At 56.3% G+C, this 10,146-nt stretch carries 13 protein-coding genes; 9 read left to right on the top strand and 4 right to left on the bottom strand.

Annotated elements, in window-relative coordinates; translation table 11 throughout:
* Window positions 1–13 precede the first annotated feature (13 nt).
* A complete protein-coding gene (locus VFU50_06210) occupies window positions 14–136 on the top strand; it encodes a DUF5522 domain-containing protein (protein HEU5232433.1) in 123 nt (40 codons plus the stop codon).
* 42 nt (window positions 137–178) lie between these two features.
* On the opposite strand, the gene VFU50_06205 is transcribed toward VFU50_06210, so the two are convergent.
* Window positions 179–616: a BON domain-containing protein gene (locus VFU50_06205; protein ID HEU5232432.1), complete on the bottom strand. Its 438-nt coding sequence runs from the start codon at window positions 614–616 to the stop codon at window positions 179–181.
* Between the two features lie 100 nt (window positions 617–716).
* Here VFU50_06205 and VFU50_06200 point away from each other — a divergent pair, with 100 nt between their 5' ends.
* Both VFU50_06200 and VFU50_06195 read left to right on the top strand, forming a co-directional pair.
* The gene (locus VFU50_06200) at window positions 717–929 is read left to right on the top strand and encodes a hypothetical protein (GenBank protein ID HEU5232431.1); all 213 of its coding nucleotides are present in this window, start codon (window positions 717–719) and stop codon (window positions 927–929) included.
* A gap of 516 nt (window positions 930–1,445) precedes the next feature.
* Window positions 1,446–1,778 (top strand): hypothetical protein, encoded by a 333-nt coding sequence (locus VFU50_06195; protein HEU5232430.1) that lies wholly within the window; start codon window positions 1,446–1,448, stop codon window positions 1,776–1,778.
* An 87-nt stretch (window positions 1,779–1,865) separates the two neighbouring features.
* Here VFU50_06195 and VFU50_06190 read toward each other — a convergent pair whose 3' ends face one another.
* Window positions 1,866–2,291, bottom strand: coding sequence for an OsmC family protein (locus VFU50_06190; protein ID HEU5232429.1), 426 nt, complete (start codon window positions 2,289–2,291; stop codon window positions 1,866–1,868).
* 205 nt (window positions 2,292–2,496) lie between these two features.
* On the opposite strand from VFU50_06190, the gene VFU50_06185 reads away from it, so the two are divergent.
* From VFU50_06185 to VFU50_06170, 4 genes are all read left to right on the top strand, one after another.
* Complete coding sequence (locus VFU50_06185; GenBank protein HEU5232428.1) at window positions 2,497–3,516, top strand: alcohol dehydrogenase; 1,020 nt, start codon at window positions 2,497–2,499, stop codon at window positions 3,514–3,516.
* 383 nt (window positions 3,517–3,899) lie between these two features.
* Complete coding sequence (locus tag VFU50_06180) at window positions 3,900–4,334, top strand: type II toxin-antitoxin system VapC family toxin (protein ID HEU5232427.1); 435 nt, start codon at window positions 3,900–3,902, stop codon at window positions 4,332–4,334.
* A 136-nt stretch (window positions 4,335–4,470) separates the two neighbouring features.
* A complete protein-coding gene (locus tag VFU50_06175; protein ID HEU5232426.1) occupies window positions 4,471–5,262 on the top strand; it encodes an ABC transporter ATP-binding protein in 792 nt (263 codons plus the stop codon).
* Window positions 5,262–6,998 (top strand): hypothetical protein, encoded by a 1,737-nt coding sequence (locus VFU50_06170; protein HEU5232425.1) that lies wholly within the window; start codon window positions 5,262–5,264, stop codon window positions 6,996–6,998. The genes VFU50_06175 and VFU50_06170 overlap by 1 nt, the downstream gene beginning before the upstream one ends.
* 70 nt (window positions 6,999–7,068) lie before the next feature.
* On the opposite strand, the gene VFU50_06165 is transcribed toward VFU50_06170, so the two are convergent.
* On the bottom strand, window positions 7,069–7,476 hold the full coding sequence (locus tag VFU50_06165; GenBank protein ID HEU5232424.1) for a PIN domain-containing protein: 408 nt from the start codon (window positions 7,474–7,476) through the stop codon (window positions 7,069–7,071).
* A gap of 380 nt (window positions 7,477–7,856) precedes the next feature.
* Here VFU50_06165 and VFU50_06160 point away from each other — a divergent pair, with 380 nt between their 5' ends.
* Window positions 7,857–8,741: an alpha/beta hydrolase gene (locus tag VFU50_06160; GenBank protein HEU5232423.1), complete on the top strand. Its 885-nt coding sequence runs from the start codon at window positions 7,857–7,859 to the stop codon at window positions 8,739–8,741.
* Window positions 8,742–8,804: 63 nt separating this feature from the next.
* Window positions 8,805–9,557 carry an SRPBCC family protein gene (locus tag VFU50_06155; protein ID HEU5232422.1) on the top strand — a complete coding sequence of 251 codons (753 nt, stop codon included), beginning with the start codon at window positions 8,805–8,807 and terminating at the stop codon, window positions 9,555–9,557.
* Here VFU50_06155 and VFU50_06150 read toward each other — a convergent pair whose 3' ends face one another.
* Window positions 9,558–10,103 carry a hypothetical protein gene (locus VFU50_06150; protein HEU5232421.1) on the bottom strand — a complete coding sequence of 182 codons (546 nt, stop codon included), beginning with the start codon at window positions 10,101–10,103 and terminating at the stop codon, window positions 9,558–9,560. It lies immediately after the preceding gene.
* Window positions 10,104–10,146 lie beyond the last annotated feature (43 nt).

Raw genomic sequence — 10,146 nt, 5'->3', positions numbered from 1 at the left:
TGTTGACTACTATATCGAGAACGGTCTGTACGTTTTTACCGAGCGCTACCTGCTGAACCGCGGATACTGCTGCCAATCGGGATGCCGACATTGCCCATACGGCTTCGCGAGCGGAAAGGTCACTGCAAATAAATAGGGCGGCTCGAAAGCCGCCCTACGTTGGAGGTTGATATCAGAATTAGTGACTCATCGGGTTGCTGCTGTTGTTATTGTTCGCCGAGCCGCTAACTTTGATGTGGTCCTTTACCTTCTTGCCGTTTGCATTGTCCTTCGCGATGCGGACTGCTTCTTTACGGTCCTGCGAGCTGTTCGCGGTTCCGCTCAGTTCAATGTTGCCCTTCGCATCGGTGCTCACGGTCACGCCAGAGAGGTTCGAGTTCTGCTGCAGAGCAGACTGAATCTTGCTGGTCGCGTCCCCGCCCATATCGCTCTGCGGAACGCCCGACGCGGAGCTCGAAGAAGCTGCGCCGGTCTGTCCGCTGGTGCTGCTGGACGGATTCTGGCTCTGGTCAGCAGAGGACGAGCTGGAAGGCGAAGTCGACTGTGAAGAGCTAGGTGACGTGGATTGCGAAGAAGAGGTGGAAGGAGAAGTTGAGCTCTGATCGGACTGCGGCATCGAGGAGCTGCTGCTCGAACTTGAGCTGCTCGAAGGCGTAGTGCTCTGCGGGTTCGTCGAGGACGAAGGAGCAGTGCTGCTCTGATCAGACTGCGGCAGCGTGGAGCTCGAGCTGCTCGATGGGCTCGAGGACGTGCTGCTGCTCGATGGACTCGTTGAACTCTGCGAGCCTACGGTTGAGCTGCTGGAGGACGGACTCGCGGTCTGTCCGCTGCTGCTCGTGCTGGTGCTCGGTGCTGCCGTGGTCGAGCTGGAAGACGACGATGACGGCGTCTGGCTGCTCGTCGATGGTAGTTGGTCTGACTGCGGCTGAGCCGACGTTGGATTCTGCGACGTGCTCTGCTGAGCAGCCGGGGTTTGCGATTGATCCGGAGTGGTGCTACTCGATGTGCTGGGCGTCGCTGTTGAACTTTGAGCAAGCGCGAAACCAGCGCTCATCGCCAGTACCATTCCTAATCTGTACAGGTTCTTCTTCATTCGGTTACTCCCTCTGATGTGAGTGATTTGTTGCCTGCTCAACGAAGCGCGCGGTTACGCGGCCGACAGACAAAGGATTGGTGACAGCAGGCCATTGGTCGCAGTTGGTGTGATGGGCCGGGTGCACAGGAGGTTGACAGCGTTTTTGAAAATTTCGCGAGCTGCTGGAACCTTAGATAGCTTTGCCCTTTGTTTGCCGTATGCGCAGAGGTTGACTACTCGATAGACGTAAGTACATGGCCGAGGATTGGAAGTGGATTGCCAGCAAGACTCAATCGAAGTCACGCAACTCTTCCCGAAAACTGTGTTTGTAGTGGTAGGTTCGCCGGCGAGCCTAATCGAGGAGGAAGCAATGAAACGCACCATTTTGGGAATTGCACTTGTGGGACTGATGGGCGCCGGCTCGCTGATGGCGCAGGATCGAGACGATTGGCGTCCGAATCGCGACGTTCGCCATGATTATGCGGATCGCCGCGGCGACTATCGCGACATCCGCAACGATCAGGCCAAAATCGCACACGATCGCTGGGAACTCAATCGCGACCTGCGCAACGGCGACTACGCCGGAGCACGCGAGGAACGCCAGGAGCTGCGCAGTGAATATCGCGACGTCAATCGTGACCGACGCGATGTCCGCCGCGATACACGAGACATTCGCAACGACCGATTTTGGGGTTGGCGCTAAGTAGTAAGGACGACGAACAGCGCGGGAGGGGCAGCCCTGGAGGCTGCCCTTTTCCTACCCAGAGCCGCTCATTTGGGTTATCGCCAGTTACGACTCGAGCGCAGCGTTCATTGTGATCTTTGTGTTCAAGAGCCGAGAAATTGGACAGCCGGCTTTCGCATCGGCTGCGGCCTTGTCGAATGCTGCTTTGTTTCCACCGGGAATGCGAGCTTTAACGTCGAGATGACTTTCAGTGACTGTGAATCCTTTGTCGGTTTTTTCAAACGTGAGCGTGCATTTGGTATCAACGCTCTGCGGAGTAATGTTAGCTTTTCCCAGTTCGGCACTGAGTGCCATGGAGAAGCATCCGGCGTGAGCGGCTGCGATAAGTTCTTCGGGATTGGTTCCCACACCGCTTTCGAACCTCGTGCTGAATGAGTATTGCGAATTGGAAAGGACTCCGCTTGCTGTCGAGACGGTGCCTTTGCCGTCCTTCAGTCCGCCCCTCCACTGTGCGCTGGCCGTTCTCTGCATGATCTTGCTCCTTGATGAGTCGAAGTGAAACTATTCAGCATAGCAGGCGGAAAAGAGTGTCTGCTTCGGCGCCACGTTGATTGTCTGCTTTGGCACACTATGGACGCACTCGCTGAAGACGAAGACCAATGCAACCTCGACGGAGGTCAGACTTGGATCTCGCGCCGTGCATCGCACACCCCATAATCTTTCCTGGAGAACAGTCATGCCCAAGGTGCGTGCAGTACAAGTGAGCAGTGCTGGCGGACCGTTCGAGATGGTCGAGCGCGAGATACCGCAGCCGGGTCCGCGACAGGTCCGCGTAAAAGTGCAGGCCTGCGGGTTGTGTCACAGCGACTCGCTCACGAAAGAAGGACACTGGCCAGGCATCACATATCCCCGCGTACCCGGACACGAGGTGGCCGGAGTGATCGATGCGCTCGGTCCTGACGTGCCGCAGTGGAAGGAGGGACAGCGCGTCGGCGTCGGCTGGCTCGGCTCGTATTGCGGACACTGCGAGTCATGTCGCCGCGGCAGCTTCGTCACCTGCGCGAACCAGAAGATCACTGGCATCACTATGGACGGTGGGTACGAGGATTATGTTCTGGTGCCCTTTGAAGGGCTGGCGCTAATTCCCAACGAGATCAGTCCGGCGGAAGCTGGGCCCCTGGTGTGCGCTGGGATCACGACCTTCAACTCGCTGCGCAATAGCGGGGCGCGGGGCGGAGATACGGTCGCAGTGCTCGGAATAGGTGGTCTGGGACACCTTGGAGTCCAGTTCGCAGCGAAGATGGGCTTCCGCACTATCGCGATCGCACGCGGAAAAGACAAAGAACCGCTGGCAAAAGAGCTCGGCGCGCAGCACTACATAGACAGCGCAGCCACAGATCCTGCTGCCGAGTTGCAGAAACTCGGCGGGGCGAGAATCATCCTCGCCACTGCAACCAATGCGCAGGCAATGGCCGCAACAATGGGCGGCCTGTCGCTCGATGGACGCCTGATCGTCCTCGGCGCCGACTTCACACCCATGCAGCTCAACACCGTCAGCTTCATCGGCAAACGCTCCGGACTCTATGGATGGCCCTCCGGATCCTCAATCGATTCGGAAGACACGATGAGGTTCTCGGCAATGACCGGTGTACGTCCGATGATCGAGACCTTTCCGCTCGAAAAAGCTCAAGAGGCTTACGACCGCATGATGAGCAACAAGGCGCGCTTTCGGGTGGTGATCACGACCGGAAATTAGGCACGTCGCGGGACACTCTCGATTCAGGTTGCAATGCGCACACTTGTGCTCCAATACCACCTCGTCAATATGCGAACTTGTTCGCTCAACTGCATGAATGACTCGGATGGTTTTTGGCTTAGACATATTGATGGTACAATGAGACATATGCGCACCACAGTGAGACTGTCCCAAGACCTGCTTCGCCGGGCAAAGAGAAAGGCTGCAGATGAGGGGCGTACCCTCACTTCAGTTCTGGAAGAAGGCCTGAAGATGGTTCTTACAAGTTCGAAACCTGCTCGACGATCCAGAGTTCAGTTGCCGGTATCCAAAATGCGAGGCGGTACTCTGCCCGGCGTTGATCTTAACCGTAGTAGCGATCTGGAAGATCGGCTTGAAGGACTGTGATCCTCGCCGATGTCAATGTCCTTGTAAACGCCTTCCGCTCCGATGCTGGCGATCATGTCTTGTGTCACACATGGCTGAGCGGAATCCTGAACGGAAGTTCCCGTTACGGAATGTCGCTTCAGGTATTAAGTGCGCTTGTTCGCATAGCTACACATTCGCGGATCTTTGCTCGCCCGAGCACCTGTGCCGAAGCGCTGGATTTCTGTGAACTACTGATCGCTCAGCCGCACTGTGTTGTAATTCAGCCGGGACCGGACCACTGGAGAATCTTTGCCGATCTCTGCAGAACATCCGACGTGCGGGGCAGTTTAGTATCGGATGCCTGGTATGCCGCACTCGCTATCGAATCCGGCTCTGAATGGATCACTCTGGATAGAGACTACGCAAGATTCCCGCGGCTCAAGTGGCGCGTGCCGACTCTCGGCGTCTGAAACCGGAGTACATTCTGTGCTCTACGGCTCCACTCAGTCCACGCGCTCTAATGCGAAACCTCAACTCTGCAGGCCGAGAGCAACGCTCAACATCCATTGCCATACTCACGAACTCGTAGGAACATACTGCACGCATATGGTGTCTGCTGGAGGCATGAGCTGCATGCTGGAGCTTCGTCACGTTTGCAAGAGATTCTCGGGAATTCGGGCGGTTGATGATGTGACTTTCACTGCCCGTGCCGGAGAGATAACCGGGTACCTCGGTCCAAATGGGTCGGGCAAGTCCACGACGATGAAGATGATCACGGGCCTACTGGAAATGACCTCGGGCGAGATACTGTTCGACGGTGTACCGATTCGCAGCGATCTGACTTCCTACAAGCAGCGCATGGGATACGTGCCGGAAGAACCTTACCTGTACGCACACCTGACCGGGCTCGAGTACCTGGTTATGATCGGACAGCTTCGCGGCTTGCCCGAAAAGAGAACAGCGGAACGGATTGACGGCCTGCTACAGTTATTTGCTTTACACGCCGAGCGACATTCGCCTCTATCCTCTTACTCGAAGGGCATGCGCCAGAAGATTCTTATCACCGCAGCCCTGTTGCACAATCCCGATCTGGTTCTGCTCGACGAGCCGTTTTCGGGACTGGATGTTTCTTCCGCGCTGATCCTGCGAACACTGATTCAGGAGCTTGCGGCTCGCGGGAAAGTCGTCGTGTTCAGCTCACACGAACTTGAGACCGTCGAGCGGGTCGCCTCGCGTGTGGTGATCCTGCATGGGGGCAGAATCGTCGCCGACGATTCGATCGAGAGCTTGCGGGCTTTGATGGCAGCGCCCAATCTGGAGGCCATCTTCTCCCAGTTGGCAGTTGAGCAGGACACGGCCTCAATTTCGCGGCAAATCGCCGATCTCATACAAGCCTGATGCTTTCAAATATTGAGAAGGTCCAGTTTCGCGTGCTGTTTCGGCAGTTTCTGTTTCGGATTGTCGATTTGGAACTGCTAGCCCCTGAAGGCGATCTGGCGAAACTGTTGGGCCATTTCGCATCTCTGCTGTTGTTCTTCAGCGTGATTATGGCCCTCGTCGCGCTGTTTATGGGAAGTGCGCCGCCCGGGCCTGCGGGCATCGCGCAATGCTGGACGATGGAGCACTTCCTCATTTCGACCACCATGCTCGTGGTAGGGCTCTTCGCTGTTTTGAGCTGGGACTCATCGTTCCCTGATCGCCGCGACATGTTGGTATTGGCTCCGCTGCCAATTCGCGTTCAGACGTTGTTGCTGGCGAAAGTCTCCGCCGTGGGCGCGGCGCTGGGGGCGACCGTTATGGCTCTGAACATCTTCAGCGGCATCACGTGGCCTTTGTTCTGGATTCCTGCGAACGGAGGCGCGATCGGTTTCCTTCGAGCCCTGGCCGCCTATTGGGTGACCACGTTCGCTGCAGGCGTGTTCATTTTTGGTTCCGTATTGGGATTACAGGGAGTGGTGGCCCAGCTCTTGTCACGCCGCATGTTCCTCCGCGCGTCGGCATTGTTACAGATTGTGGCGTTCAGCCTCTTTATCTGCATGTATTTTCTGGAGCCGCATTGGGCGTATCCCAAGGCGATGACTGCCGAACAAAATCAGGCGGCTCTGGCGTGGCTGCCTTCCTATTGGTTTCTTGCGCTGTTCCAGATGCTCAATGGATCGATGCCGCCGGCCCTGCTGGAATCGGCTGAGCGAGCGATCGTCGGCGTCTCAGCCGCGACGCTGGGAGCAGCAGCGGCGTTTCTGCTTTGCTATTTTCGCAATCTGCGCAAAATCATCGAAGAGCCGGATATCGCTCCGGCTCGCAAAGCATTGACGTGGCCTTTTCGCCTGGGGAATGCAACTAGCACTGCAATTTCTAATTTCAGCATTCGTACTTTGCTGCGTAGCCGCCAGCACAGAGCTATCGTGTGCTTTTATCTCGGAGTTGGTTTTGCGGTTGTATTTCTATTTCTGAAATCAGGAATTGAGAAAAAGACAATAGACGATCTGGGAGCGGCCACTTTAGGACAAGCCGGCGTGCCACTGTTGGCCTCAAGCATCATCATGATTTGTGCGGCTGTGATGGGAACACGCATTGCGTTTTCTATGCCCGCCGATCTCCGAGCCAATTGGATCTTCCGCACCGTTCCGCTCCCCAGGCCTTCTCACTGCGTGGTTGGCGCTCGACGCGGGCTCTTGCTCCTGGCAGCCGTTCCGATTTGGGCAGCATCCGCCGCCTTATTTTTTTCGATGTGGCCATTGCGGATGGCAATTTTTCACCTCGGCATTCTGGCTTTGCTGGCCGTTGCGCTGACCGAAGGATTGATGCTGAACTTCCGCAAAATTCCGTTTACGTGTTCCTATCTTCCCGGAAAAGCGAACGTGTACCTCACATTCTGGACCTACACCATGCTCGGCGTACCTGTACTCGAATTCTGCACTCGAGTGGAGTGGCGCGCGCTCCAAAGCGTCAGGAGTTCCGTTGCGATCATGATCATTCTGGCTGTCATCGCGGCCAGCCTCAAATTCTGGAGTTCGTCTCTGAGCAAATCGCGTGACCTCGGTCTTAAATTCGAGGAATCACCTGAACCTGCCGTGTTCGCTTTGGACTTGCACCGCGACGGAGAGCTGATCGATAGCGCCGTCAGACGCTGAGTCTTCCGTAATCGCTGCGGCGCAGGTGTTCTAGCCTATGGATACCGTACCGAGTTCCAGTTCAACGACGCTAGAAAGGAGTTCGCACTAGAACATTCCCATACTTCTGTCCATTACTGAGGTCTTCTGTCCATAAGACTTCGCAACCCAGTTCGAGCGCGCTATTTAGAATGAGGGCATCCCAGAATGCAACTTTGTACCGCTGGTGTAATCGCGATGCAGCGACCAAGTCCATGAACGCTAACCGATGCAAGTTCCAGGACTGCATGTCTCGGAGCACCTCCTCCGCATCTTCCGGTTTCATCTTCAATTTGCGAGTTGCCGCGGCATAGAACTCCGTGAGGACCTGGATACTTGTTGCTGCGTTACCCTGTTCGAGGAGTCTTTCGAGCAGCACCACTGATTTTTGGTGCTTGTCGCCTGCGCTGCCATCGTGAGCGTAAATCAGAATATTTGTATCCACGAACTCAGCGTTCATGGAGTTCTTCCCGGGACCAGCGAATCTTGCCTTTAGTGCCTCGGTCAGGTGCGTTTCGGATCCGCTCAAGAAAACGACGATTGGCTCCGCCGCGTCTTCTATCATTCATCAGCGCTTCAATTGCTTCCGCCATTAACTGAGTCATAGATTGGTTTCTCTCCGCCGCAAAAATTCGGAATCGACGGAGCAGTGCCTCAGGAAGGCTCAGGGTCACATTTTTGTGAGTAGTCACATGGATAAGTGTATCACATATTTATGTGAATACGCACAGTGGCCCAAACGCCTGCCTTCATGTGGTCTAATCTATTTCGCGAGCCGCAACCTACTGAGAAATCCGCTTTGCATCTTCGATGATGTTTCCGCAGCCGAAGGAGAGCTTCATGCGATTGATTATTCTTTTGCTGTTGTTGAGCACGATGATGAGCTTTGGACAAACTCGGGACACGGCAGAGCCGCAGACGATTCCATTATGGGAACAGGGCGCACCGGGAGCACTCGGCCAGGCCGATGAGGATAAACCCACCATCACACTGTACAAAGCAAATGGGACCGGCGTTCGCACCGCCATGATTGTCGCGCCTGGTGGCGCGTACGCGCACCTGGCTATGAACCATGAAGGACGACAGGTGGCCAACTGGCTCAACGCGCTCGGAGTTACGGCGTTTGTTCTCAAATATCGGCTTGGACCGAGGTACCACCATCCCATTGAGCTTGGCGATGCGCAGCGTGCGATTCGCCTGGTGCGCAGCCGCGCACAGGAGTTCGGCATCGCGCCGGACCGGCTGGGCATAATGGGATTTTCTGCAGGAGGACATCTCGCCTCGACTGCCGGCACCCACTTCGACAACGGCAACAGCAGCGCCGCTGATCCTATTGATCGCGCAAGCAACCGTCCGGACTTCCTCATCCTCGGATATCCAGTGATCACGATGCAAGGGCCTTACGCCCATACAGGCTCGGTGAGAAATCTGCTAGGCGATCATCCCGATCCGAAATTACTGGAAGGTCTTTCCAACGAGCTTCACATCAACTCGCAAACGCCTCCAACCTTCTTGTTCACGACCAGTGAGGACAAAACCGTTCCCGCGGAGAACAGTGTCGACTTCTATCTCGCGTTGCACAAAGCTGGAGTTCCGGCAGAGCTGCACGTCTTCGAAAAAGGGCCGCATGGAGTGGGGCTCGACCTGTCTGATCCTGCGCTGGGCGAGTGGCCGACACTGCTCGCGAATTGGCTGCGCGAGCGAGGACTGGTCGGGGCGCGATAGCAATAAGGCAACCTCGACCTCTGGCGCGCGACTCCCATCCCAAGGATTTCGAGGAGACTACGAATGGCACGAGACGGGTTCTGGAGCGGGTTCGGATGGGGCACTCTGGCCGGAGCTGCTGCTGGTTCGGCTGCGTTCTGGTTCGCAAGCGGACGTGCGTCCAGTTACGACAGCCGAATTCTGCGCCTGGAACGCAGCATCCAGATCGGTCGACCAATGGAAGAAGTTTACAGCGCATGGTCCCGTTTTGAGAGCCTGCCGGAACGAGTTGCACTGCTCCGCGAAGTCACGGTTCGCGGGGATGAATCCACCTGGCGGTTGCAGATCGACGGGCGTCCCTTCGAGTTCAACGCCGTTACTTCGCAGTTGATTCCGAATCAGGCAATTGGATGGAAATCCGTGAGCGGCCCAAAGCACTCGGGCCGCATTAACTTCGCGCGCCTCGGTAACGACACTCTCGTCCACGTGACCATGAACTACGCTCCTCCGCTCGGACGGCTTGGACGATTGCTGGCGCCGGTCACCGATCATCTGGAGAGCAAGATTGAAGAAGCATTGAGGGATTTCAAACGCTCGCTCGAAGAGCCCGGAGCTGCAGGACGCGAGCGTTCCGCGAGCGATATCGCAGTTGACCGTTGGCAGGGACGAGCGCCAGCCAGTGCCGGTTGGGATCAACCCAGCGCGCAGCGCGCTACAGGAACAGAGGGCGCGCGGCGGAGAAATCCTGCCGGCACTCCCGAAACGCATGTTGAGGATGTCGCCGGTGTGCGGAATCCGGGAGCCGTCGACTACACCCGTCCGCCGAAGAATCGCTGATCACTTCGACGGTTCTTCCTCTTGCGGGAAAGACTTCATCGTGAGTTCGCGTGACTTGGCAGCGACCCGTCCTACTTCATCCTGATCGTACTGCTTCAGCGTTCCGCGAATAACCCAGTAGCCTTCTTTGTCGGGCGTCTTGGCATCGCCCCGATTCACGTCTCCCGAAAATTCATACCATGTGCCGTGCACTGGCTTCGTAGTGAAGTCGATGTGATTGCCTGCGAGCGTCGCTTTGCTGAAGAACTGATCGAGGAAGGCATCGCGGTCGCTATCGCGCTCGCCGTAGCGCGAAACAAAGCCCGATAACTTCCCATTTTCCACCGTGATCTGTACAAACTCGCCTTCACGCAGGAAGGTGTACATCCCGGAGATCTCGTCAGGAACGCTTGCTTGCACCGCAGGAGCTTGAAGGGACGATTTGCTCTTTTTGTGGCCGGCCTTTTGCGCATGAGAATCAAGAGAGGCACCTGTGATTACGAACAGCAGACACGAGAGCAGGCCCACACTGACGGGGATGGATGGGAATGAGGTGATTTTGCGCATTGTTTGAGAGTGGTTTCGATTGTTTACCAAGGTATAATCCAGC

The organism is Terriglobales bacterium (assembly GCA_035764005.1).
In the GTDB taxonomy this organism is placed as follows: domain Bacteria; phylum Acidobacteriota; class Terriglobia; order Terriglobales; family Acidobacteriaceae; genus Gp1-AA112.
Note: the sequence above shows the minus strand (reverse complement) of the source record. Positions and strands in the feature narration are given on the sequence as shown.

Excerpts from the sequence above, each read along its gene's own strand:
- VFU50_06190 (HEU5232429.1), bottom strand. The coding sequence starts at position 2,291 with ATGCAGAGAACGGCCAGCGCACAGTGGAGGGGCGGACTGAAGGACGGC.
- VFU50_06165 (HEU5232424.1), bottom strand. The coding sequence starts at position 7,476 with ATGAACGCTGAGTTCGTGGATACAAATATTCTGATTTACGCTCACGAT.
- VFU50_06205 (HEU5232432.1), bottom strand. The coding sequence starts at position 616 with ATGCCGCAGTCCGATCAGAGCTCAACTTCTCCTTCCACCTCTTCTTCG.
- VFU50_06170 (HEU5232425.1), top strand. The coding sequence starts at position 5,262 with ATGCTTTCAAATATTGAGAAGGTCCAGTTTCGCGTGCTGTTTCGGCAG.
- VFU50_06155 (HEU5232422.1), top strand. The coding sequence starts at position 8,805 with ATGGCACGAGACGGGTTCTGGAGCGGGTTCGGATGGGGCACTCTGGCC.
- VFU50_06175 (HEU5232426.1), top strand. The coding sequence starts at position 4,471 with ATGGTGTCTGCTGGAGGCATGAGCTGCATGCTGGAGCTTCGTCACGTT.
- VFU50_06195 (HEU5232430.1), top strand. The coding sequence starts at position 1,446 with ATGAAACGCACCATTTTGGGAATTGCACTTGTGGGACTGATGGGCGCC.
- VFU50_06185 (HEU5232428.1), top strand. The coding sequence starts at position 2,497 with ATGCCCAAGGTGCGTGCAGTACAAGTGAGCAGTGCTGGCGGACCGTTC.
- VFU50_06150 (HEU5232421.1), bottom strand. The coding sequence starts at position 10,103 with ATGCGCAAAATCACCTCATTCCCATCCATCCCCGTCAGTGTGGGCCTG.
- VFU50_06160 (HEU5232423.1), top strand. The coding sequence starts at position 7,857 with ATGCGATTGATTATTCTTTTGCTGTTGTTGAGCACGATGATGAGCTTT.